The 23,841-nt window shown below is 70.5% G+C and carries 20 protein-coding genes and 5 tRNA genes; 10 read left to right on the forward strand and 15 right to left on the reverse strand.

The genetic code is table 11. The features are described 5' to 3' along the window. Positions 1-133: 133 nt before the first annotated feature. The 3 genes from VE614_RS17305 to leuC form a co-directional block, all read right to left on the reverse strand. Complete coding sequence (locus VE614_RS17305; protein ID WP_324937454.1) at positions 134-364, reverse strand: hypothetical protein; 231 nt, start codon at positions 362-364, stop codon at positions 134-136. 279 nt (positions 365-643) lie between these two features. Beyond that, on the reverse strand, positions 644-1,237 hold the full coding sequence (gene leuD, locus VE614_RS17310; RefSeq protein WP_324937456.1) for a 3-isopropylmalate dehydratase small subunit: 594 nt from the start codon (positions 1,235-1,237) through the stop codon (positions 644-646). Positions 1,238-1,243: 6 nt separating this feature from the next. Then, complete coding sequence (leuC, locus tag VE614_RS17315) at positions 1,244-2,674, reverse strand: 3-isopropylmalate dehydratase large subunit (RefSeq protein WP_324937458.1); 1,431 nt, start codon at positions 2,672-2,674, stop codon at positions 1,244-1,246. A 197-nt stretch (positions 2,675-2,871) separates the two neighbouring features. Between leuC and ndgR the strand changes: the two genes are divergently transcribed. Continuing rightward, the gene (gene ndgR, locus VE614_RS17320; RefSeq protein WP_026278050.1) at positions 2,872-3,588 is read left to right on the forward strand and encodes an IclR family transcriptional regulator NdgR; all 717 of its coding nucleotides are present in this window, start codon (positions 2,872-2,874) and stop codon (positions 3,586-3,588) included. A gap of 400 nt (positions 3,589-3,988) precedes the next feature. Here ndgR and VE614_RS17325 read toward each other — a convergent pair. The 9 genes from VE614_RS17325 to VE614_RS17365 all read right to left on the reverse strand — a co-directional run bounded on the left by VE614_RS17325 (position 3,989) and on the right by VE614_RS17365 (position 8,002). After that, positions 3,989-4,064, reverse strand: a tRNA-Glu gene (locus VE614_RS17325). A 28-nt stretch (positions 4,065-4,092) separates the two neighbouring features. Beyond that, positions 4,093-4,164: transfer RNA gene (locus VE614_RS17330), tRNA-Gln, on the reverse strand. Positions 4,165-4,184: 20 nt separating this feature from the next. Continuing rightward, positions 4,185-4,257, reverse strand: a tRNA-Glu gene (locus VE614_RS17335). Between the two features lie 29 nt (positions 4,258-4,286). Continuing rightward, positions 4,287-4,359: transfer RNA gene (locus VE614_RS17340), tRNA-Glu, on the reverse strand. A 41-nt stretch (positions 4,360-4,400) separates the two neighbouring features. Then, positions 4,401-4,472: transfer RNA gene (locus VE614_RS17345), tRNA-Gln, on the reverse strand. Positions 4,473-4,564: 92 nt separating this feature from the next. Next, positions 4,565-5,296 carry an HAD family hydrolase gene (locus tag VE614_RS17350; RefSeq protein WP_324937461.1) on the reverse strand — a complete coding sequence of 244 codons (732 nt, stop codon included), beginning with the start codon at positions 5,294-5,296 and terminating at the stop codon, positions 4,565-4,567. A gap of 138 nt (positions 5,297-5,434) precedes the next feature. Then, positions 5,435-6,916 carry a glutamate--tRNA ligase gene (gene gltX, locus VE614_RS17355; RefSeq protein WP_324937463.1) on the reverse strand — a complete coding sequence of 494 codons (1,482 nt, stop codon included), beginning with the start codon at positions 6,914-6,916 and terminating at the stop codon, positions 5,435-5,437. Next, positions 6,909-7,694, reverse strand: coding sequence for a fumarylacetoacetate hydrolase family protein (locus VE614_RS17360; protein ID WP_324937465.1), 786 nt, complete (start codon positions 7,692-7,694; stop codon positions 6,909-6,911). Before VE614_RS17360 ends, gltX begins: the two co-directional genes overlap by 8 nt. Before the next feature lie 119 nt (positions 7,695-7,813). Continuing rightward, positions 7,814-8,002, reverse strand: a complete 189-nt coding sequence (locus VE614_RS17365) for a hypothetical protein (RefSeq protein WP_324937487.1) — start codon at positions 8,000-8,002, stop codon at positions 7,814-7,816. Positions 8,003-8,564: 562 nt separating this feature from the next. Here VE614_RS17365 and VE614_RS17370 point away from each other — a divergent pair. From VE614_RS17370 to VE614_RS17410, 9 genes are all read left to right on the forward strand, one after another. Then, entirely contained in the window at positions 8,565-12,446 is a 3,882-nt protein-coding gene (locus tag VE614_RS17370; RefSeq protein WP_324937466.1) for a nitrate- and nitrite sensing domain-containing protein, read from the forward strand. 9 nt (positions 12,447-12,455) lie between these two features. Then, positions 12,456-12,869 carry a roadblock/LC7 domain-containing protein gene (locus VE614_RS17375; protein WP_014675212.1) on the forward strand — a complete coding sequence of 138 codons (414 nt, stop codon included), beginning with the start codon at positions 12,456-12,458 and terminating at the stop codon, positions 12,867-12,869. A gap of 112 nt (positions 12,870-12,981) precedes the next feature. Further along, positions 12,982-13,380, forward strand: a complete 399-nt coding sequence (locus VE614_RS17380; protein WP_043504343.1) for a DUF742 domain-containing protein — start codon at positions 12,982-12,984, stop codon at positions 13,378-13,380. Further along, positions 13,361-13,948 (forward strand): GTP-binding protein, encoded by a 588-nt coding sequence (locus tag VE614_RS17385; RefSeq protein ID WP_324937469.1) that lies wholly within the window; start codon positions 13,361-13,363, stop codon positions 13,946-13,948. Before VE614_RS17380 ends, VE614_RS17385 begins: the two co-directional genes overlap by 20 nt. Before the next feature lie 389 nt (positions 13,949-14,337). Next, complete coding sequence (locus VE614_RS17390; RefSeq protein WP_324937471.1) at positions 14,338-17,562, forward strand: nitrate- and nitrite sensing domain-containing protein; 3,225 nt, start codon at positions 14,338-14,340, stop codon at positions 17,560-17,562. A gap of 10 nt (positions 17,563-17,572) precedes the next feature. Next, on the forward strand, positions 17,573-17,986 hold the full coding sequence (locus VE614_RS17395; protein WP_004983065.1) for a roadblock/LC7 domain-containing protein: 414 nt from the start codon (positions 17,573-17,575) through the stop codon (positions 17,984-17,986). Positions 17,987-18,080: 94 nt separating this feature from the next. Then, positions 18,081-18,653, forward strand: a complete 573-nt coding sequence (locus VE614_RS17400) for a DUF742 domain-containing protein (RefSeq protein ID WP_324937473.1) — start codon at positions 18,081-18,083, stop codon at positions 18,651-18,653. Next, the gene (locus VE614_RS17405; protein WP_171114393.1) at positions 18,634-19,215 is read left to right on the forward strand and encodes a GTP-binding protein; all 582 of its coding nucleotides are present in this window, start codon (positions 18,634-18,636) and stop codon (positions 19,213-19,215) included. The genes VE614_RS17400 and VE614_RS17405 overlap by 20 nt, the downstream gene beginning before the upstream one ends. A 109-nt stretch (positions 19,216-19,324) precedes the next feature. Then, positions 19,325-19,549 (forward strand): hypothetical protein, encoded by a 225-nt coding sequence (locus tag VE614_RS17410; protein ID WP_324937477.1) that lies wholly within the window; start codon positions 19,325-19,327, stop codon positions 19,547-19,549. 14 nt (positions 19,550-19,563) lie between these two features. Here VE614_RS17410 and VE614_RS17415 read toward each other — a convergent pair whose 3' ends face one another. The 3 genes from VE614_RS17415 to VE614_RS17425 all read right to left on the reverse strand — a co-directional run bounded on the left by VE614_RS17415 (position 19,564) and on the right by VE614_RS17425 (position 23,833). After that, positions 19,564-19,749: an acyl-CoA carboxylase subunit epsilon gene (locus VE614_RS17415; protein ID WP_324937479.1), complete on the reverse strand. Its 186-nt coding sequence runs from the start codon at positions 19,747-19,749 to the stop codon at positions 19,564-19,566. Positions 19,750-19,767: 18 nt separating this feature from the next. Next, on the reverse strand, positions 19,768-21,351 hold the full coding sequence (locus tag VE614_RS17420; RefSeq protein WP_324937481.1) for an acyl-CoA carboxylase subunit beta: 1,584 nt from the start codon (positions 21,349-21,351) through the stop codon (positions 19,768-19,770). Positions 21,352-21,505: 154 nt separating this feature from the next. Then, complete coding sequence (locus VE614_RS17425) at positions 21,506-23,833, reverse strand: polysaccharide lyase 8 family protein (RefSeq protein ID WP_324937485.1); 2,328 nt, start codon at positions 23,831-23,833, stop codon at positions 21,506-21,508. Positions 23,834-23,841: the final 8 nt, after the last annotated feature.

Below are 23,841 nucleotides of genomic sequence, written 5' to 3' on the forward strand. Positions count from 1 at the left end.
TTCCCCTTCGGAGACATCGCCAGAACGAAAGTGTTCAAGCTTTTTCGCACGTTAGGCAGATATATACCGCAAATCAAACACGAAACGGGCTAATCACCCTTGTGCCGCAACCGACTCGGCAGTCCCGCAGTGTTCAGCCGCCCTCTTCGGGGAATCGCCCCTCGTCGAGGTCGGCCATGAACCGCTCCAGGCGCCTTGTCGCATCGGCGAGATCGTGCTTGGCCGCGGCCGTGATGACCAGCAGCTTCCGGGTCAGCGCCATCCGTACGCCCTCCGGGACTTGCAGTGCGCGCACCCTTGTGTGCGCTTTCTTGAGTTGGTCCGCGACCGCCGCATAGAGCTCGAGTTGGCCGTCGTGTTCCATGCACAGATTGTGCCATCTGGGGCGAGTTGTCGCCTGCCCGGGGGGCAACTGCAGCCTCGAACGGCCCTCCGGACGGTCACCACCGCCGCGCCGCCATCGCCCGCGTACCCCGGCAACCACCGCTCTAACGTGGGAAGTTGAAACGTGATCGAGGCCCGGGCGAAGCCGCGCGGGCACAAAAACGGCTGTACCCCCGATCGGGCCGATCGGGGGTACAGCCGGGGTGTTGGGGTGGCCGAAACTCGACCTTGCGGAGGGCCTCGGCGGGAGCCTCGGAGGTCAGGCCTGGAGCGTCCGCGGCTTGTAGGCGGGACGCTTCGCCTCGTACGCCGCGATGTCCTCCTCGTTCCGGAGGGTGATCGAGATGTCGTCCAGCCCGTTCAGCAGCCGCCAGCGGGAGTTCTCGTCCAGCTCGAAGGAGGCGGTGACGCCCTCGGCGCGCACCTTGCGCTCGACCAGGTCGACGGTGATCTCCGCCTTCGGGTCCGCCTCGGTCAGCTCCCAGAGCGCGTCCACGATCTTCTGCTCCAGGACCACCGTGAGCAGGCCGTTCTTGAGCGAGTTACCGCGGAAGATGTCGGCGTAGCGGGACGAGATGACGGTTTTGAAGCCGTAGTTCTGCAGGGCCCACACCGCGTGCTCGCGGGAGGAGCCGGTGCCGAAGTCGGGGCCGGCGACCAGCACCGTGGCGCCCTGCCGCTCGGGCTGGTTGAGCACGAACTCGGGGTCCTTGCGCCACGCCTCGAACAGCCCGTCCTCGAACCCGTCCCGGGTCACCTTCTTGAGCCAGTGGGCGGGGATGATCTGGTCGGTGTCGACGTTGCTGCGGCGCAGCGGGACGGCCCGGCCGGTGTGTGTGGTGAAAGCTTCCATGACTGATCAGACTCCAGCGGGCGTACGGGTCTCGACGTCGGACAGGTCGGCCGGGGAGGCCAGGTGCCCCAGGACGGCCGTCGCGGCCGCGACCTGCGGCGACACCAGATGGGTACGGCCGCCCTTGCCCTGCCTGCCCTCGAAGTTGCGGTTGGAGGTGGAGGCGGAGCGCTCGCCCGGGGCCAGCTGGTCCGGGTTCATGCCGAGGCACATCGAGCAGCCCGCGTGCCGCCATTCGGCACCGGCCTCCTTGAAGACCACGTCCAGACCCTCCGAGACGGCCTGCAGACCCACCCGCGCGGAGCCCGGGACGACCAGCATCCGTACCCCGTCGGCGATTTTGCGGCCGCGCAGGATCTCGGCGGCGTTGCGCAGGTCCTCGATGCGTCCGTTGGTGCAGGAGCCTACGAAGACGGTGTCCACCTTGATGGAGCTCAGCGGCTGACCGGCCTCCAACCCCATGTACTCCAGGGCCTTTTCGGCGGCCAGGCGCTCCGAAGCGTCTTCGTACGAAGCCGGGTCGGGGACGGACGCCGAAAGCGGCGCGCCCTGGCCCGGGTTGGTGCCCCAGGTGACGAACGGCGAGAGCTCGGCGGCCTCGATGACCACCTCGGCGTCGAACGCGGCGTCGTCGTCGGTCCTGAGCGTCTTCCAGTACGCGACCGCGGCGTCCCAGTCGGCGCCCTCAGGGGCGTGCGGACGGCCCTTGAGGTAGGCGAAGGTGGTCTCGTCGGGGGCGATCATGCCCGCGCGGGCGCCGGCCTCGATCGACATGTTGCAGATGGTCATCCGGGCCTCCATCGAGAGCTTCTCGATGGCGGAGCCGCGGTACTCCAGGACGTAGCCCTGGCCGCCGCCGGTGCCGATCTTCGCGATGATCGCCAGGATCAGGTCCTTGGCGGTGACGCCCTCGGGCAGGTCGCCGTTCACCGTGATCGCCATGGTCTTCGGGCGGGCCATGGGCAGCGTCTGGGTGGCCAGCACGTGCTCGACCTGCGAGGTGCCGATGCCGAAGGCCAGCGCGCCGAAGGCACCGTGCGTCGAGGTGTGGCTGTCGCCGCAGACGACGGTCATGCCGGGCTGGGTCAGGCCCAGCTGGGGGCCGACGACGTGCACGACGCCCTGCTCGACGTCGCCCAGCGGGTGCAGCCGGACACCGAATTCCGCGCAGTTCTTGCGCAGCGTCTCCAGCTGGGCGCGGGAGACCGGGTCGGCGATGGGCTTGTCGATGTCGAGGGTGGGGGTGTTGTGATCCTCGGTCGCGATGGTGAGGTCGAGCCGGCGCACCGTCCGCCCGCTCTTGCGGAGGCCGTCGAAGGCCTGCGGGCTGGTCACCTCGTGCAGCAGGTGCAGATCGATGTAGAGGAGGTCGGGCTCGCCCTCGGCGCGCCGGACGACATGGTCGTCCCAGACCTTCTCCGCGAGTGTCCTACCCATCGCTTTCCCTCCGGTCGGCAAAGGTGCGCCGACCCAACTAGAGATCTTGAGGAAGCGGCGCCCGCGCCCCTGGTTACGGGCGTCCGCCGCCAGGCCCGTCACCTGTGCGGGCCGCTGTGCCTTCGTGACATCCAGGGTGGCGTGTTCCACGGAAAATTGAACTTGCGTTTCACAGAGTGAGACGCAAGTATCGTTGCATGGACAACAGTAGCGGCGTCGGCGTTCTGGACAAGGCGGCCCTCGTCCTGAGCGCTCTGGAGTCCGGTCCGGCCACCCTCGCGGGTCTGGTCGCGGCCACCGGACTGGCACGACCCACGGCCCACCGCCTGGCCGTGGCTCTGGAACACCACCGCATGGTGGCGCGTGACATGCAGGGCCGATTCATCCTCGGACCCCGCCTGGCAGAACTGGCCGCGGCGGCCGGGGAGGACCGCCTCCTCGCGACGGCCGGCCCGGTGCTCACCCACCTCCGTGACGTCACCGGCGAGAGTGCGCAGCTCTACCGCCGCCAGGGCGACATGCGCATCTGTGTCGCCGCGGCGGAGCGCCTGTCCGGCCTGCGGGACACCGTCCCGGTCGGCTCGACGCTCACGATGAAGGCCGGCTCCTCGGCGCAGATCCTCATGGCCTGGGAGGAGCCGGAGCGCCTGCACCGCGGTCTCCAGGGCGCCCGCTTCACGGCGACGGCCCTGTCGGGCGTACGGCGTCGCGGCTGGGCCCAGTCGATCGGCGAGCGCGAGCCGGGCGTCGCGTCCGTCTCCGCGCCGGTGCGCGGCCCCTCCAACCGCGTCGTGGCCGCCGTCTCCGTCTCCGGCCCCATCGAGCGCCTGACCCGCCACCCGGGCCGTATGCACGCCCAGGCGGTCATCGACGCCGCCGCCCGCCTCTCCGAGGCCCTGCGCCGCTCGGGCTGACCTCTCGGCAGAACGGGAGGAGAGGGAGCGGGCCTCAACGCCGCGGCACGCTCTCTCCCGAGGGGCTGACCCCACCCGCGCTCACGCGCGCCGGGCGAACCGCCGTCCCGGTCCGCTCCTTGCGGTCGATGATCGACCACGGGGGGTGACGGAACACCTCCGGCGAGTAGTTCCGGAGATTCGGGAAGAAGGCCGCCGCGCGGACGTACCACGTGGTGCGGGCGAACCGGGCCGGCTGCGCCCGGGACACCGAACTCCTGGCAGCGTACGCGCAGTTGATGTACGAGGTGGGCCGAGCGGGACCTGGGGGTCAGCCTCTCGGAGGCGGGGAGCGGGCGAGCGACGCGGTGAAGCGAGCAACGCCGAAGGGGCCCTCGCCGAAGCAAAGGCCCCTTGGGACTGGTACCCCCGACCGGATTCGAACCGGCGCTACCGCCTTGAGAGGGCGGCGTGCTAGGCCGCTACACAACGGGGGCGTGGACTCTGCGTTTCCGCAGGTCCGAGCTGGTCTACCTGGACTCGAACCAAGACTAACTGAACCAGAATCAGTCGTGCTGCCAATTACACCATAGACCAATGTGGTTTAGACCAGTCAGTACCCCCGACCGGATTCGAACCGGCGCTACCGCCTTGAGAGGGCGGCGTGCTAGGCCGCTACACAACGGGGGCCCTAGCGATCATCTCGTGAGAGATCACCGTACCCCCGACCGGATTCGAACCGGCGCTACTGCCTTGAGAGGGCAGCGTGCTAGGCCGCTACACAACGGGGGCTTTGTGGATCAGATCCACGGTTGCGGATGAAGCTCCGCGAGCTGGCCTACCTGGACTCGAACCAAGACTAACTGAACCAGAATCAGTCGTGCTGCCAATTACACCATAGGCCACTGGAACGCAAGCCCCGTGCGGGGATCTTGTTCTAGCTTGCTCCTCCGGTTCCCGGCCTTTCGGCCCGCTCCCCGGCGGCGCAGAAAGAACATTACCCGAAGGTGGACGGGGCTCCAAAACGGGTATCCGCGCGGAGCAGCGCCGGGAGTTCGGAGAGGGACACGATCCGGTGCGGACCGGGCGGAACCACCACGGTCGCGGAGCCGCCCAGGCGGTCGATCCAGACCGACAGCAGCCCGGCCCGGGCCGCGCCCCGGCCGTCGATCTCCGGGTGGTCGCCGACGTAGGCGACCTGGTGCGGAGGCAGTGACAGGGCCTCGCAGGCGGCGAGGAAGGCCTGGGTGTCGGGCTTGGAGACACCCAGTTCGGCGGCGCACAGGACGGCCTCGAAGCGGTGGTGGACGCCGAGCGCCCGCAGCTTGCGGTCCTGGACGCTGAGGCTGGAGTTGGAGAGCACCGCGTGGCGGTGGCTGGCGGCGAGGGCGTCGAGGACGGGCAGGACGTCCGGGAACAGGGCCCAGACGGCCTCGTAGTGGGCGAGATAGCGCTCGAACCAGGCGTCGGCCTCCGCGTCCGTCAGCGGCCGTTCCAGGAACTCGCGCACCCGGTCACGGCGCTGGCCCTCGAAGGAGGCCTCCCCCGCCGCGAAACGCTCCCAGTGCCGTTCCGTGACGTCCTTCCAGCGCGCGAGGGCCCGCTCCGGACCGCCGTAGCGGTCCAGCAGGCCTTCGGCCGCCAGATGGGCCCGCATGCCCTCGCGGTCCGCGGTCGAGTAGTCGAAGAGCGTGTCGTCCACGTCCCAGACCACGGCACGGATGCTCATGATGCGACGGTAGCGCCGGGACACCGGTCCCGTCCGCCGGTTTCGGGAGTCCGGTCGGCCGCGTCGGCGCGGGGTGCCGGACGCGGCAGGGGCGGTACCCGGAGATCGGGTACCGCCCCTGCCGTGTGCACGTGGGTCTTATGCGGCGAGCTTGGCCAGAGCCGCGTCGATGCGGGCCAGCGTCTTCTCCTTGCCCAGGATCTCCAGGGACTCGAAGAGGGGCAGGCCGACCGTGCGGCCGGTGACGGCGACACGGACCGGGGCCTGGGCCTTGCCGAGCTTGAGGCCGTGGGCCTCGCCGGCGGCCAGGACGGCCTCCTTCAGGGACTCGGCGGAGGTCCAGTCGGCGGCCTCCAGCTTCTCCCGGGCGGTGCGCAGCAGGGCGTCGCTGCCCTCCTTCATCGCCTTCGTCCAGCTCGGCTCGTCGAAGACCGGCTCGGGCAGGAACAGGAAGTCGACGTTGTCGGTGATCTCCGACAGGACCTTGAGGCGGGTCTGGGCGTGCGGGGCGATCGCCTGCCACTGGGTCTCGTCGAAGTCCTCCGGCGCCCAGGGCGCGAAGGGGGCCCTCAGCCAGGGGCGACAGCGCTCGGCGAAGTCCTTCACCTCCAGCAGGCGGATGTGGTCGCCGTTGATGGCCTCGCACTTCTTGAGGTCGAAGCGGGCCGGGTTGGGGTTCACGTCCTTGACGTCGAAGGCCGCGACCATCTCGTCCATCGTGAAGATGTCCTGGTCGGCCGAGAGGGACCAGCCCAGCAGGGAGAGGTAGTTGAGCAGGCCCTCGGGGAGGAAGCCGCGCTCGCGGTAGAGGTTGAGGCTCGACTGCGGGTCGCGCTTGGAGAGCTTCTTGTTGCCCTCGCCCATGACGTACGGCAGATGGCCGAACTGCGGGATGCCCTTGGCGATGCCCAGCTCGATCAGCGCCTTGTAGAGGGCGATCTGGCGGGGGGTGGAGGAGAGCAGATCCTCGCCGCGCAGGACGTGGGTGATCTCCATCAGGGCGTCGTCGACCGGGTTGACCAGCGTGTACAGCGGGGCACCGTTGGCGCGGACGATGCCGTAGTCCGGGACGTTCTCCGGGGTGAAGGTCAGCTCGCCGCGGACCAGGTCCGTGAAGGTGATCGTCTCGTCGGGCATGCGGAAGCGGACGATCGGCTCGCGGCCCTGCGCCTTGTACTCCTCGACCTGGGCGTCGCTCAGCTCGCGGCAGTGGCCGTCGTAGCCGGACGGCTTGCCGGCGGCGCGGGCGGCCTCGCGGCGGGTGTCCAGCTCCTCCTGGGAGCAGTAGCAGTGGTAGGCGTAGCCGCCGTCCAGGAGCTTGCCCGCGACGTCCTTGTAGAGGTCCATGCGCTGCGACTGGCGGTACGGCGCGTGCGGCCCGCCGACCTCGGGGCCCTCGTCCCAGTCGAAGCCGAGCCAGCGCATCGAGTCGAGCAGCTGCTGGTACGACTCCTCCGAGTCGCGGGCCGCGTCGGTGTCCTCGATACGGAAGACCAGGGTGCCCTGGTGGTGCCGGGCGAACGCCCAGTTGAACAGGGCGGTGCGGACCAGGCCCACGTGCGGGTTACCGGTGGGCGAGGGACAGAAACGGACGCGTACGGAGCCGGGTGCGCTAGCCACGCTTGACAACCTTGTTGGTGAGAGTGCCGATGCCTTCGATGGTGACGGCGACCTCGTCGCCGACGTTCAGGGGGCCGACCCCCGCCGGGGTGCCGGTGAGGATCACATCGCCGGGGAGCAGCGTCATGGCCTCGGAGATGTTGACGATCAGATCCTCGATGGAGTGGATCATCTCGCTGGTCCGGCCGAGCTGGCGCTGTTCGCCGTTGACCGTGAGCTGGACGGTCAGGTCGGACGCCGCCTGGAGGTCCAGCTTGGTCTCCACCCAGGGGCCGAGCGGGCAGGAGGTGTCGAAGCCCTTCGCGCGGGCCCACTGCTTCTCGCGCTTCTGCACGTCCCGCGCGGTGATGTCGTTGGCGCAGGTGAAACCGAAGATCACGTCCTTGACGCGCTCGCGGGGGACCTCGCGGCACATCCGGCCGATCACGACGGCCAGCTCGGCCTCGTGGTGCAGTTCCTCGGTGAAGGAGGGGTACTGGATGTCGTCGCCGGGGCCGATGACGGAGGTCGACGGCTTGAAGAAGGCGAAGGGGGCGTCGGGGACCTCGTTGCCCAGCTCGCGCGCGTGCTCCGCGTAGTTGCGGCCGAAGGCCACGACCTTGTTGGGGAGCACCGGCGGCAGCAGCCTGACCTTGCTCAGCGGCACCTTCGTGCCGGAGAGTTCGAAGTCCGCGAACGGGATGCCCTTGATGATGTCGAGGACGAGCTCGTCCGGCTTGTCGCCCTCGACCGCGCCGAAGGCGACGTTCCCGTCGATGGAGAACCTGGCGATGCGCACGGGATGCTTTGCCCCTTGACTGAGCTGGCGGGAGTCTGACGCTCCAGGCTAACGCGGCAAACAGCGGGCGCCCCGCGCATGGTGCGCGAGGCGCCCGGGTGGATCTGTGTCCGGTGTGGCTACTGGGCCGCGGAGGCGCCCACCGGGATCTCCATGAGGACCGTACGCTTGGGATTGGCCGTCTGGGACGGGAGCTCGACGGGGTGCTCCGGCTGCACCGGGGTCTGCAGTTCGTCGGCGCCGTCGAGGTGCGCCAGCGTCGTGCGCCGCGGGTTGGCGATCTTGTGGAACATCGTCGTCGTCTTCACGGGTGTCCTTGGTCGGGTCGTGGTCGGAACGTCGCTCTTGTCAGAACGCTGACTCCTGTAAAGCGTCAGGCTAAACATGCGGATTCCCGTCAAAGGGCGGAAGCGCTCATGAACCGCGTGTGAGTTTGCTCACGAAGTCACACCCAAACCGGTCAATTCAGACCCGCAACTCATACCCACGAAACGGACATTCGCCATCTGAAGCGGCCATTCCGCTCCTGATCATGGCGACTGGGACACCGCGCGCACCTCGGCGACTCGTAGGCAAATGTCCCTTATAAGGTGGAGCCAGCTGCACACCTCGTGACACGCCCCTCACAAGCTGTCACGGAGGTCACAGCCTGACCAACTGGCCTTGTTGGAGATCCTGCACTGTGCTGGAATTCCACGGACCGCCGCAGGGACGAGCCGGCGCGCAGGGGGCGCGACAAGCGCCGAGTGGCGGCGAGAAGGGGGAAGCGGTCACTCACGACCATCCGGGGACGTATTCAGGGCGTCCCCGACGACGCCGACACCGTCCTTCCGTTCCGGAGGGACGCCTGGTCCAGAGGTTGCGACGCTAGTGCAGGGACGTTTCAAGAGGGATGGCAGCGCTTCGGCGGAGCCGGAGCCGCACGGCGGGGCTGGCCCCATGGCCGGCGGCTCCTCGCCCCAGCGCGCCCAGGGCCAGGGCCCGTCCGCCGACGGCGGTACCCGCCCCGGGCGCCCCGGCACGTCCGCTGCCGCGGGCCCGGCGGCCCCCACGCCGGCCGTGAAGCCGCCACAGGGCCCCACCGGCCCCGGCCCGCGAATAGCCCTGCGCAACTGGCGGATCTCCACCCGTCTGGTCGCGCTGCTCACCCTCCCCGTGGTCGCGGCGACCTCGCTGGGCGCGCTGCGCATCAGCCAGTCGATGGAGGACATGCAGCAGCTCGACAACATGAAGCTGCTGACGGACATGACCAAGCAGGCCACCGAGCTGGCCGCGGCGCTCCAGGAGGAGCGCGACAAGTCCGCCGGTCCGCTGGCGCACGGCTCCACCTCCAGTGCCATCACCGTCAAGGGCTACCGGGACAAGACCGACCGCGCCCTGAAGAACTTCCTCGACTCCTCCGAGGAGATCGACAGCGCCAGCCGGGACGGCAACCTCCAGGGCGTCCGGGACAGCGTCGTCGGCCTGGCGCGTGACCTGATGACCCTCAACAAGGTCCGCAGCACGGCCTACGAGGCCAAGAACAACAACATGCAGACCGTCGAGGCCTACCACCGGCTGATCGAGCACCTGCTCGACCTGTCGCAGGACATGGCCGAGGCGACCAGCAACCCGGAGATGATCCAGCGCACGCGCGCCCTGGCGGCCTTCTCCTCCGCCAAGGAGTACGCCTCCATCCAGCGCGCGGTCCTCGCGGCGGCCCTGCCCGCCAACAAGGACACCTACGGCAACCTCTCCGCGAACGACCGCCTGTACGCCGAGTCGGCGCTGCAGAGCCAGAAGTCGGACATCAGCAGCTTCCGGAGCATCTACGGCGACGAGAACGCCGCCGAACTGCTGGAGCCCATCGAAGAGGGCAACTCCACCATCGAGGCCACCGACCTCTACGCCTCGCGCGCGTTCGGCCGGCCCGAGGGTCTGGAGGGCCTGGACAAGCGCTCGTACCAGGACTGGCTGGACGACAGCTCGGCGAAGATCGAGCAGATGAAGAAGATCGAGCGCACGCTGCTCGAGGAGATGGAGCAGAAGGCCCGCGAGCTGCGCAGCGAGTCGGAGCAGGAAGCGATCATCTCCGGTGCGCTGATCCTGCTCGTGCTCGGCGTGTCGCTGGTCGGCGCCTTCGTGGTGGCCCGCTCCATGATCCGCTCGCTGCGCCGGCTGGAGGACACCGCGACCAAGGTCGCCGCCGAGCGCCTGCCCGAGCTGGTCAAGCAGCTGTCCGAGACCGACCCGCAGGACGTCGACACGTCCGTGGAGTCGGTCGGCGTGCACTCCCGGGACGAGATCGGCCGGGTGGCCGCGGCCTTCGACGACGTGCACCGCGAGGCGGTCCGCCTCGCCGCCGAGCAGGCCCTGCTGCGGGGCAACGTCAACGCGATGTTCACCAACCTCTCGCGCCGTTCCCAGGGTCTGATCCAGCGCCAGCTGTCGCTCATCTCCGAACTGGAGTCCCGCGAGGCCGACCCGGACCAGCTGGCCTCGCTGTTCAAGCTGGACCACCTCGCCACGCGTATGCGCCGTAACGGTGAGAACCTCCTCGTCCTCGCGGGTGAGGAGCCCGGCCGGCGCTGGACTCGCCCGGTCCCGCTGGTCGACGTGCTGCGTGCCGCCGCGTCCGAGGTGGAGCAGTACGAGCGCATCGAGCTGGCCGCCGTGCCGACCACGCAGGTCGCCGGCCGGGTCGTCAACGACCTCGTCCACCTGCTCGCCGAGCTGCTGGAGAACGCCACCTCGTTCTCCTCGCCGCAGACCAAGGTCAAGGTCACCGGTCACGCCCTGCCCGACGGCCGGGTGCTGATCGAGATCCACGACACCGGTATCGGTCTGTCGCCGGAGGACCTGGCCGCGATCAACGAGCGGCTCGCCTCGCCGCCCACCGTGGACGTGTCGGTCTCCCGCCGCATGGGTCTGTTCGTGGTCGGCCGGCTGTCCCAGCGGCACGGCATCCGCATCCAGCTGCGCCCGTCGGACTCCGGCGGTACGACCGCGCTGGTCATGCTGCCCGTCGATGTCGCCCAGGGCGGCAGGAAGCCCCAGCCCAAGCAGGGTCAGGGCCCGGGTGTCTCCGGCGGTCCGGCCGCCGCGCAGGCCGCCGCGGGCGCGGCCGCGGCCCGTCGCCAGAACGGCGGCGGGAACGGCGGTGCGCTCGGTACCGGCGGTGCCGGTGGCGGGCTGCTCGGGGCCGGTCAGGGTCCGCGGGCCGCGCTGCCGGGCCGCGACGCGGGCGGCCGTCCGGGCGCTCCCGGCGGCCCTGGTGGTCCCGGCGGTCCCGGTGACCCCGGTGCCGGGCGCGGGCCGCAGGCTCCCGCACCGCAGCAGGGCCGCCCGGCTCCGGCCGGTGCCGGTGCCCCGCAGGGCCTTCAGGCCGGCGCGCCGCAGGGCCAGGACTCCCGTGGCCCGCTGTCCGCGCAGCGCGGCAACGCGGACGGCGAGCGCGGTCGGCGTGGCCGGCAGCGGCCGCAGCTGCCGCCGCGCGGTGGCCCGCGCGGCGAGCTGCCGGGCGGCAACCCGCAGCCGCGCGTGCCGAGCTGGAGCGACGAGAACGCCCAGCCGCCGGTGCCGCGCGCCTCGCTGGACACCCCGCGCGGGCACGAGGAGCCGGACGTCTCGCAGACCTCCCGGATGCCGCGGGTCGACGACCGTCAGGGTCCCGGCGCCACCGCGGAGATGCCGGCGATCGGCCGGCACGACGAGCGCCAGACCCCGCCCGCCGGTGCCGACTTCGGCCACCCGGGCGCGCAGGAGCCGCAGCAGACCGGCCAGTTCGTCCGTCCGGACGTCTTCGGCAGCACGCCCGCGCCGGGCGACCCGTCGAACACGGGCCGGTTCCCGGCTCCGCAGGGCTACGACAACGGCTCCACCGGCCAGTTCGCCGCGCCGCAGGGGTACGACGGCGGCGGCACGGGCCAGTCCCGCGCGCCGCAGGCGTACGACGACGGCGCCACCGGCCAGTACCCGGCTGCCCAGCAGCAGGGTTACGACAACGGTTCCACCGGCCAGTACCCGGCCGCCCAGCAGCAGGGTTACGACAACGGTTCCACCGGCCAGTTCCCGGTGCCCGCCCAGGACGGGTCGGCCACCGGCCGGCACGCCCTGCCCGGCGGCCGGCAGAACGGCCAGTCCGACTTCGGTGCCCAGCGCGCCGCGCAGCGTCCGCAGCAGCGGCCGGGGCGCCCGGAACCGGAGGCACTGCCGCCGGCGTCCGGTCCCGGTGACGGTCGTACGCCGCTGTACGACACGCTGGAGACCAACTGGTTCCACGGCCAGCAGGCCCAAGGCCAGCAGACCCAGCAGGGTCAGCAGGGTCAGCAGGCCCAGCAGGGTCAGCAGGCCCAGCAGGGTCAGCAGGGCCGGCCGGCCCCGCAGGTCCGGGCCGAGCGGCCGGCGGGCAACGGCTCCGCGCCCGACCGGGCGCCGCAACAGCCGCAGGCCGCCACCGGACCGCAGCGGGCGGCCTCGGCCGCCTGGCGCAGCTCGCCGAACGACGACCTCGTGAAGCAGGCCGAGCGCGTCCGCCAGCCCGCCGCGGGCGGAGTCACCACGTCCGGCCTGCCGCGCCGGGTCCCGCGGGCGAACCTCGTCCCGGGCACCGCGCAGCAGCAGCCGAACCAGAGCGGTCCGCAGGTCTCGCGTGCTCCCCAGGACGTACGCGGCCGGCTGACCAACCTCCGTCGGGGTATCGCACAGGGCCGTCAGGCCGGTTCGGGCCAGACGGGCAGTTTCCCGAGCCCCACTCACCCGCAGGAGCGTTAGTTGAGCCCGATGAGCCAGGCCGCACAGAACCTCAACTGGTTGATCACCAACTTCGTGGACAACACCCCCGGGGTGTCCCACACCGTCGTCGTGTCCGCCGACGGTCTTCTGCTGGCGATGTCCGAGGGTTTCCCGCGCGACCGTGCCGACCAGCTGGCGGCCGTCGCGTCCGGACTCACCTCGCTGACGGCCGGGGCCTCCCGGATCTTCGAGGGCGGCACCGTGGCGCAGACCGTCGTCGAGATGGAGCGGGGATTCCTCTTCCTCATGTCCATCTCGGACGGCTCGTCGCTGGCCGTCCTGGCACATCCGGAGGCGGACATCGGCCTCGTCGGCTACGAGATGGCACTCCTCGTGGACCGTGCGGGCGCGGTGCTCACGCCGGACCTGCGCGCCGAACTGCAAGGCAGTCTGCTCCACTGACCGTTCGAAGATCCACCCGTCTCACCAAATCACCGTCCGGCCGACACAATCCCCCCACCGGCCCCCTTCAGACGGCTTGCCTGACCGACTTGCTGTCCCGCCCGGAGGATTCATGACCCCGCCCACCGCCTCTCATGATCCGTACAGTGATCCGTACGGGGACGAGGGCGACCAGCCGCTGGTGCGTCCCTACGCGATGACCGGCGGCCGGACCCGGCCGCGTTACCAGCTGGCCCTCGAGGCACTGATCAGCACCACGGCCGACCCGGCAGCGCTCATGGGACTGCTCCCCGAGCACCAGCGCATCTGCCATCTGTGCCGCGAGGTGAAGTCGGTCGCCGAGGTGTCGGCGCTGCTGAACATGCCGCTGGGCGTGGCCCGGATCCTGGTCGCGGACCTCGCCGAGGCCGGACTGGTCGCCGTACACCAGCCGGGTGGCGACGAGAACAATGGCGGTGCGCCAGACGTGACACTGCTCGAAAGGGTGCTCAGTGGACTTCGCAAGCTCTAGCGGGGCGGTTGCTCCGGGGCGTTCCACCACCTCCGCGAAGATCGTGGTGGCGGGCGGCTTCGGCGTGGGCAAGACCACGTTCGTCGGCGCCGTCTCGGAGATCAACCCGCTGCGCACGGAGGCCGTCATGACGTCCGCTTCGGCGGGCATCGACGACCTCACCCACACCGGGGACAAGACCACGACGACCGTGGCCATGGACTTCGGCCGTATCACCCTGGACCAGGACCTGATCCTGTACCTCTTCGGTACGCCGGGGCAGGACCGGTTCTGGTTCATGTGGGACGACCTGGTGCGCGGCGCGATCGGCGCGGTGGTCCTGGTGGACACCCGGCGGCTGGCCGACTGCTTCCCGGCGGTCGACTACTTCGAGAACAGCGGCCTGCCGTTCGTCGTCGCCCTCAACGGCTTCGACGGTCATCAGCCGTACGCCCCCGAAGAGGTCCGCGAGGCCCTGCAGATCGGCCCCGACACCCCGATCATCACCACCGACGCCCGCCACCGCGCGGACGCCAAGTCCGCGCTGATCACGCTGGTCGAGCACGCTCTGATGGCGCGGTTGAAGTAGCACCCAAGTCGGCCCTGTGTCGCGGCATTTGCCGTAGGCACTTTTCTCTGTACGGCGGAGCCGACTGTGGCCTTAGACACGGTCGGCTCCGCTGTTCATAACGTTTCGGCAGAGGAATCGGGTGGTACCGCCACGCGTCGCGGTCAGCTGATCTCGCTGCGCGCACGAAGGCCCCGTCTTTTGACGGGGCTCGCTCTTTATGACCGTTTTATCTGCGGCCTTCCTCACGCGGTTTCACCGCATTCCCATGTTTGGAAGAGCACTGGTCCACGTGCTGGAATGCCTGAACTGCCCAATAGTCAAAGACGTACTCAGTGGTCGATGGCGATCTGGGCTCTGAGACACTGCGGCACGACGTAGGTGCCGACCGCCGAGAGGTTGTTGGTCGAGTGAGGCGAAGCAAGAACGGCCCCGAGCCGCCCGCCCGGGGCAACTTCACCCCGCCGCCGCGCGGAGCGGCATCCGCCCCTGTGGTGCCCGGCTCGGAGCCGACGCCCGCGCCCGCTCCGAGCGGCGGCCGTTTCTCCCCGCGCAACTGGCGGGTGACGACCCGACTGAACGCGATCCTGCTCATCCCCGTGCTGGTCGGCCTGGTCATGGGCGGCTTCCAGGTGAAGAGCTCGATCGACACCTGGCAGGAGGCCGAGGACGCGGAGAACACCGCGCGTCTGGTGCGGGCCTCCCTCACCTACGCCGATGCCCTCTACACCGAGCGCGACACCACCGCCTCCCCGCTGTTGCAGGGCAAGGGCGTCGACGACAAGGCCGTCGTCGACGCCCGCAAGAAGACCGACGAGGCCGCCGACGCCTTCGACGAGGCCGCCCGGAGCATGCCCGACAAGGCCGGCCTCGTGCGCCGCCTGGAGCTGTTCCGCAAGGTCGAGCCCCAGCTCGACGCGCTGCGGCAGGCCGCGTACACCTCCCGTCTGAAGGGCGTGGAGACCGAGGAGGGCTACGTCCAGGTCGCCCACCCGCTGATGGAGTTCGCCAACGAGCTGGGTCTGGGCACCGGAAACATCACCAGCTACGGCCGGACCGTCTACGCCATCTCGCTGACCAAGGCCGCGCTGTCGTTGCAGCGGTCCATCGGCATGCACCTCCTGGTGAAGCCGGGCCCCGGCAAGGGCGACTTCGCCTCCCAGCGGGTCTCCCTGTCGTCGTACGCCTACCTCGAGCGCATCGCCATCGAGGAGTACCGCGGCGGTGGCACCGAGGCCGACTCGGACAAGCTGGACAAGGCGGCGGCGCAGATCAAGATCGACGCCGAGGCCGCGGCCAAGGAGGCCCTGGCCCAGGACCCGAACTACAAGGCGCCGCCGTCGGACCCGACGAAGATGGTCGCCGCCATCGCGGGCCTGCCCGACACCTCCCAGGCCGCGCGGGACGCGCTCGCCGCGCAGGGCATCACCCCCACCAACTGGTGGGCGGTCAACAGCCTCAAGTACGACGCGTACCGGCAGATCGAGTCCGACCTCGCCGACACGGCGGTGAACGAGGCCGCCGACATCGCCGGTGACGCCAAGACCGACGCCTTCATCACCGGCGCCGCGGTCGTGATCGCGCTGCTCGCCGCGTTCATCCTGGCCGGCATGGTGGCCCGCCAGATGAGCCGCTCGATGCGCCAGCTGCGCAACGCCGCCTTCGGCATCGCCGAGCAGCGGCTGCCGATGCTGGTCGACCAGCTGTCCCGCACCGACCCGGGCCGGGTCGACACCCGGGTCGCGCCCATCCCGATCTCCTCCACGGACGAGATCGGCGAGGTCGCGCGCGCGTTCGACCAGGTCCACCGCGAGGCCGTGCGGCTCGCCGCCGAGCAGGCCCTGCTGCGGGGCAACATCAACGCGATCTTCACCAACCTGTCGCGCCGCAACCAGTCGCTGATCGAGGGCCAGCTGACCCTCATCACCGACCTGGAGAACAACGAGGCCGACCCGGACCAGCTGGAGAACCTCTTCAAGCTGGACCACCTGGCCACCCGTATGCGCCGCAACGGCGAGAACCTGCTGGTCCTCGCCGGCGAGGAGCCCGGCCGCCGCTGGGACCAGCCGGTCCCGCTGGTGGACGTGCTGCGCGCCGCCTCCTCCGAGGTGGAGCAGTACGAGCGCATCGAGATATCGGGTGTCCCCGAGGCCGACATCCACGGCCGTGCCGTGACCGACCTCGTGCACCTGCTGGCCGAGCTGCTGGAGAACGCCACCACGTTCTCCTCGCCGCAGACCAAGGTGCGGGTCACCGCGACCCGTCTCCCCGACGGCCGCGTGATGGTCGAGATCCACGACAAGGGCATCGGCCTGACCGCCGAGGACTTCGCGGACATCAACCACAAGCTGGCCAACCCGCCCACCGTGGACGCCGCGATCTCCCAGCGCATGGGTCTGTTCGTGGTCGGCCGGCTCTCGGACCGGCACGGCATCCGCGTCCAGCTGCGCCCCTCCGGCGAGCAGGCCGGCACCACCTCGCTGGTCATGCTGCCGGACGCCATCACCCACGGTGGCGGTGGCGAGGGCACGGGCGGCGAGGAGTTCACGGTCTCGCAGATCATCCCGGAGCAGCAGTTCCAGGGTGAGGACTTCAGCCAGCCGATGCGCACCGCCGCGGAGCTGGGCTTCGACGACAGCCGCTACACCGAGGTCCCGGACGACATCCGTGAGCTGGACCCGGTCGGCCGCTCCCTGATGCGCGAGGAGCGCCGCGCGGCCCTCGAGGCGCAGACCCACGGCCAGCACCCCGGCCAGGAACAGCACGACGAGACGTCCTACGCCGCCGACGGCTTCGACCAGCACGCCCGGCCCGGACAGCAGGCCCAGCACGGCTACGACAACGGCCAGGGCGGCTACCCGGAGCAGACCGGCTACGGTCAGCAGCAGGCGTACGAGGAGCAGCAGCCGTCGTACGACGAGCAGTACTTCGCACAGGACGGCTCACTGCCGCAGGACGACGGCTTCCGGTCGCCCGGCGGCTACCCCGAGCCCAGCTATGCGGAGCCCGCTCAGCACGAGCACACTTCGGCGCCGACCGCTGCCTCGGAGACCTACTCGGGCTTCGAAGAGCAGTCCTACCAGGCAGACTGGCAGCAGCAGGACGGTTACCGGAACGGCTACCCGGACCAGTACGCTCCCGAAGCGGAATCTGTGCAGGCCGCTGACGCGAGTGAGCGGGACGGCGTAGGCTTCGACCGTCCGGGACCGGCCCACTCCGCCGGTCACGAGCTGACCGACGCCGGGCTTCCGCGCCGCGGATCCACCGCGAGCGGCACGGGCGGCGGTACGCAGCGCGTGCCCCAGGAAGCGCCGGCTCCCTCCCCGGAGAACAACGGCGACAACAGCTGGCGCTCGGCGAACGACGAGCGGTGGCAGCAGGCCGCGCAGCTCCGGAAGCCCAAGGCGGGCGGAGTGACCTCCTCCGGCCTGCCGCGGCGGGTGCCCAAGGCCAATCTGGTCGAGGGCTCCGCGGAGTCGACCCCGCAGGGAGGCCCACAGGTCTCCCGCGCCCCCGAGGACGTCCGGGGCAGGCTGAGCAACCTGCGCCGGGGAGTGCAGCGGGGACGCACCGCAGGAAGTGAAACGAACGGCCAGGGCTTCGGTCCTGACAGCACCTACAACCAGGAGCGTTAGTGTGAGCCCGATGAGCCAGGCGGCACAGAACCTGAACTGGTTGATCACCAACTTCGTGGACAACACCCCCGGGGTGTCCCACACCGTGGTGGTCTCCGCCGACGGACTCCTTCTGGCGATGTCCGAAGGCTTTCCCCGCGACCGCGCCGACCAGCTCGCGGCCGTCGCCTCCGGTCTGACCTCGCTGACCGCCGGTGCCTCGCGCATCTTCGAGGGCGGCAGCGTGAACCAGACGGTTGTGGAGATGGAGCGAGGATTCCTCTTCATCATGTCCATCTCGGACGGTTCGTCGCTCGCGGTCCTGGCCCATCCCGAAGCGGACATCGGCCTCATTGGGTACGAGATGGCGCTTCTGGTGGACCGAGCGGGCACGGTCCTCACCCCGGATCTCCGTGCGGAGCTCCAGGGGAGCCTTCTCAACTAACAGACAGACGGTGCGTTTTCGCGTCCCGGGGCCGTAAGGTTTCGGGACGCGGCTCCACACGGATGGGTGCCCGGCACAGTCGGAGGAGGAGAAAGTGGCAACACCCCCAGGCGGTTCGTCTTCGGGCAACTGGTCGTACGGCCCTGCCCAGGGCCAGAACGACGGTTCCCAGAACCGGTACAACTTCCCCTCCGCCCCGAGCCACCGGCAGCCGTACGCGCCGCAGGGGCCCGGCCCCGCGCCCTACGACCAGCCGCAGGCCCCGCGTATCCAGCCCGTGCAGCCGCAGCGCCGCACCCCTGAGCCGGCGCCCGCCGGGGCGACGCACAACCCGCTGGTGCGTCCGTACGCCATGACCGGCGGCCGGACCCGCCCGCGCTACCAGCTCGCCATCGAGGCGCTGGTGCACACCACTGCGCAGCCGCATCAGATGCAGGGCCAGTTGCCCGAGCATCAGCGGATCTGCAACCTCTGCCGTGAGATCAAGTCGGTAGCCGAGATCTCGGCCCTTCTGACCATCCCTCTCGGCGTGGCCAGGATCCTCGTCGCCGACTTGGCGGAGGCGGGACTGGTCGCCATCCATCAGCCCGGCGGCGACGAGAACGCCGGTGGCCAGCCAGACGTGACACTGCTCGAAAGGGTGCTCAGTGGACTTCGCAAGCTCTAGCGGCGGTCCTTCCCGCTCCACCACCTCCGCGAAGATCGTGGTGGCGGGCGGCTTCGGCGTGGGCAAGACCACGTTCGTCGGCGCCGTCTCGGAGATCAACCCGCTGCGCACGGAGGCCGTCATGACGTCTGCTTCGGCGGGCATCGACGACCTCACCCACACCGGAGACAAGACCACGACGACCGTGGCCATGGACTTCGGCCGTATCACCCTGGACCAGGACCTGATCCTGTACCTCTTCGGTACGCCCGGCCAGGACCGCTTCTGGTTCATGTGGGACGACCTGGTGCGCGGCGCGATCGGCGCGGTCGTGCTGGTCGACACGAGGAGGCTCGCCGACTGCTTCCCCGCCGTCGACTACTTCGAGAACAGCGGCCTGCCGTTCGTCATCGCCCTCAACGGCTTCGACGGGAACCAGCCGTACGCCCCCGAAGAGGTCCGCGAGGCCCTGCAGATCGGCCCCGACACCCCGATCATCACCACCGACGCCCGCCACCGCGCGGACGCCAAGTCGACGCTGATCACGCTGGTCGAGCACGCCCTGATGGCGCGCCTGCGGTAATCGGCGATCGGCACGAATCGCCTGCGGCCCTCGTTCCTCCTGCGGGAGGGACGGGGGCCGTCGGTTCTTCGCCTGGCCGGGCGGGAGACGGCGGGCGCGGGAACACCGGATGCCGGTGGCCGAGCTGGTGCAGCTCAGGCAGCTGACCCTCCACCGGATCGATGTGCGCGCCTGGCCGGAGGCAGCGGGGTTCCCGCCTCCGGCGGTGCGGGACCCCAACCTGTACGACTGCGTCCTGCCCGGCTCCCCCGAGGCACTGGACTTCCCCGGCGTGACCCTCCCCGTGCACCGCACACACCACGGCCCCGCCCTCCCGAGGAGAGCGGGGCCGTGAGTGTCGTGAAGGGCTCAGCGCCAGCTGTGCGGGGCGCGGAAGCCGGGCTCGCGTTCCAGGCGGCGCCAGGCGGCGCGAGCGCGGGGGCGGTGGGTCGGGGCCGGCCGGGCGGAGGCGCGGGCCAGGAGGATCGCCGTCAGGGCGGCGACTTCCTCGGGCTCGGCGTGGCCCTTCTCGACGCGGATGTCAGGCATGGACATACGACAGGCTCCTCAGGGTCACTGCGGGGGGTTGCCGTGCTTGCGGGAGGGCAGGTCGGCGTGCTTGGTGTGCAGCATCGCCAGGGACTTGACGAGCACCTCGCGGGTCTCGGCGGGGTCGATGACGTCGTCGACCAGGCCGCGCTCGGCCGCGTAGTACGGGTGCATCAGCTCGGACTTGTACTCCTTGACCATGCGCGCCCGCATGGCCTCGGGGTCGTCGGCCCCGGCGATCTGGCGACGGAAGATCACGTTGGCCGCGCCCTCGGCGCCCATCACCGCGATCTCGTTCGTCGGCCACGCGTAGGTGAGGTCGGCGCCGATGGACTGGCTGTCCATGACGATGTAGGCACCGCCGTACGCCTTGCGCAGGATCAGCGAGATCCGCGGCACGGTCGCGTTGCAGTACGCGTACAGCAGCTTCGCCCCGTGACGGATGATGCCGCCGTGCTCCTGGTCGACACCCGGCAGGAACCCGGGGACGTCCAGGAACGTGATGATCGGAATGTTGAACGCGTCGCACATCTGCACGAAGCGCGCGGCCTTCTCCGAGGCCTCGATGTCCAGCACACCCGCGAGGGTCTGCGGCTGGTTGGCGACGATGCCCACCACCTGACCGTCCAGACGGCCCAGCGCGCAGATGATGTTCCGCGCCCAGCGCTCGTGGACCTCCAGGTACTCGCCGTCGTCGACGATCTCCTCGATGACCTTGGCCATGTCATAGGGCCGGTTGCCGTCCGCCGGGACCAGGTCCAACAGCAGCTCGCTACGGCGGTCGACGGGGTCGGAGCACTCCACCCGGGGCGGATTCTCACGGTTGTTCTGCGGGAGGAGGGAGAGGAGGTAGCGCACCTCCGCGATGCAGGTCTCCTCGTCGTCGTACGCGAAGTGCGCCACACCGCTGGTCTCCGCGTGCACATCCGCGCCGCCCAGCCCGTTCTGCGTGATCTCCTCACCGGTGACCGCCTTGACCACGTCCGGGCCGGTGATGAACATCTGCGAGGTGTCACGGACCATGAACACGAAGTCCGTCAGGGCCGGACTGTAGGCCGCGCCGCCCGCGCACGGACCGAGCATCACACTGATCTGCGGGATGACACCCGAGGCCCTGGTGTTGCGCTGGAAGATGCCGCCGTAGCCGGCCAGCGCCGACACACCCTCCTGGATACGGGCGCCCGCGCCGTCGTTGAGGGACACCAGGGGCGCGCCCGCCGCGATGGCCATGTCCATGATCTTGTGGATCTTCGTCGCGTGCGCCTCGCCCAGCGCCCCTCCGAAGATCCGGAAGTCATGGGCGTAGACGAAGACCGTCCGGCCCTCCACCGTTCCCCACCCGGTGATCACACCGTCGGTGTACGGCCTCCTGGCCTCCAGGCCGAACCCGGTCGCCCGGTGCCTGCGCAGCTGCTCGACCTCCCGGAAGGACCCCGGGTCCAGCAACAGCTCGATACGCTCCCGAGCCGTCAGCTTGCCCTTGGCGTGCTGCGCCTCGGTCGCCTTCTCGCTCGGCCCGGCCAGCGCCTGCGCACGGATCTCGTGCAGCTCGGCCACCCGGCCGCGCGCGTCCGTCGGCTCACCCGTCGCCTCATCCAAAACGGTCATGTAGTGACCTTACGAAGGAGAGCAAGGAAAGCGAGCCGTCGACTCCGTACAGTCTCCGGCTCGTTTTCCTGGTACCCCTGAACAGAACCCACGCCTTGTGCAGGCTTTCCGACTGCTCAGGGGGCCTTGCCGTTGTAGAGGTCACACAAACTTGTCAGCCGAGAGTCACCTCACATTCGTGGGTGGCACATGCCATCCCCGGAGTGACGCGCAGCCGCAGACGGCGGCCCGTGGCGAGGATCTCGACCGTATCGCCGGCCCGGATCACCCCGTGCACCGGGTGGTCCCAGACGATCTCCAGCGGGTCGCCGGTGCGGGGCGGCTCACTGATGTGGAGGCTTGCCGTCCGGCCGTGGCGGCGGAGCAGTACGCTCGCGCCGGCCGACGCGGTGAGCGGGCCCGCGGTGCCGGGCTGCCAGAAGTTGGCCGCCGTCAGCCCGAGCGAGGGCACGGTCACCGCCTGACACGCGGCGTCGTTGGCGAGCACCGCCAGCCAGCGGCGGTCGGCGGCGCGGGCGGCGACGGCCCGGCGGGAGGCGCCCGGCATGAGCACGTAGAGGCAGTCCGCGTCCACCGGATCCGTGCCGTGGTCGAGCCAGAGGGTCTGCCAGCGCCGGGTGCGCCGCTCGGTGGTGCCGCCGGTGTTGATGTCGGACCAGGCGCCGGTGCGGTCCTCGCGCAGCGTACGCAGCTCCCCGTGGGGGACGAGCCAGCCGCCGTGGCCCGCCAGGTGGGCCCAGCCGGAGCCGCGGGCGAAGGTCTGCGTGCCGCCCTCCCCCAGGTTGCGGTTGTCGACGACCGTCTCGACCGGGACGCCGTCCGTACAGCTGATCCCGGCGCCCAGGCAGACGATCGCGTCCGCGAGGAAGAACCACGACTTGCGGGCCTGGAGGGTCGAGCCGAGTCCCTTCAGGTGCTGGCCGACGGCCGCGAACTCGCCGTCGGTCGTGCCGCCGACCCAGCGGACGTCCGGTCTGGGCGCGCCCCACTCGCCGCCGGCGCGGTCGGGCAGCCGCCGGGTGGAGACGGTCGTGCCGGGCAGGCGGTACCAGTCGACGGTGGGCCAGTACCAGTCGGTGTACTGGCCGCCGAGGCCCGGCGCCCACCAGGAGAGCATCCCTGCGCCGGTGTGCCAGCCGCGCGGGTTCTCGCCGTTGCCGCACTCGTAGTACGCGATGCGATCGCTCGCCATGGCGAGGGCCGCGGTGAAGGCGGGGCGACGGTGGACCGCGCGGTCCATGGCCGGGAAGAGGCGGTGGCCGACGGGTTCGGGGGCGGCCGGGACGGGCGCGGCGGCGATGGCGTGCAGCCGGGCCAGGTCGGCCACGTCGAACTGGCGGGCCGTCAGGATCGGGCTGACCGTGTTCCGCTGGATCCAGCCCTTGACGGCGGCGTGCCAGCGGTCGCGTTCGGCGGGGCTCGCGCCGAGAGCGAGGAGTGCGACGGCCGCGATGATGCCCTGCCCGTGGAAGTGGTCGCCGCGCAGCACGCGCCGTTCGTCGGCGGCGAGGTGTCCCCGGCTGATGGCGCGCCCGTTGACCATGTCCATCACCAGGCCGTCGTGGATCAGCGGGGCGTAGGCGCGCTCGACGCTGTCGAGGACGATTCTCCGGTTCGGATCGGTCACCTCCCACTCGGATCCGGCGAGCAGCGCGAAGAGGCGGCCGAGTCCGTCGAGCATGACCTGGCCGTAGGTGCCGGAGTAGGCGACCCAGGTGTGCTGGACGAACGAGCCGTCGGCGTAGAGGCCGTCGCCCCGGGTGACGTACGGGAAGACGGGGGAGAGCGCGTCCCGGGCGAGGGCGACGCGGTCCGGGGCGCGGCCGGCGATGCCGCGCAGGGCGACGGAGCGGCACAGGTCGACGCGGTTGGCGCCGGTGGAGGTGCCGGAGTAGTCGCGGAGCACGGCGTCGGGGATGAAGTGGTCGACGGCGGCGCAGGCGGCGGCGATCCGGGCGGCGCCGAGGTGGTCGTGGAGCGCGGCCGTGATGTCCATCAGGAGCCGGGGGCTGCCGATCTGCCATTCCCACCAGTTGCCGTAGCGGGTGGTGCCGGGGCGGTAGACGGTCGCGGCGAGGTGGTCGAAGCCGCGCAGGACGGCCGCGAGCAGGTCGGGGTCCCCGGTGGAGCCGGTGCCGGGCTGGACGTACGCCCGGGTCATGGTCCACAGGCGGCCGTACGCGCGGGTGATGCCGGCGGGCGGGTCGTAGGGGGTGTCCGGCCACAGGGCGGCGGGCGGGGGCGCGTCCGGCAGGGTGGCGCGGAAGCCGCGGGCGAGGTCGCCGGTCTCTTTCAGGCGGGCGGCGTAGGGTTCGGCGGCCGGGTCGTAGCCGGTGCCGAGGGTGAGGCCGAGCCAGCGGCGGCGCAGGGTGTCGTACGGGTCGGCGGCGGCGTGGGCCGTGGGCGGGGCGGGGGCGGTCAGGGCGGTGGCGGTGGCGAGGAGGACGGCTCTGCGGCTGAGTGAGGCGCGTTCCGGCGTCATGTGATGCC

The organism is Streptomyces sp. (assembly GCF_035645055.1).
GTDB lineage: Bacteria > Actinomycetota > Actinomycetes > Streptomycetales > Streptomycetaceae > Streptomyces.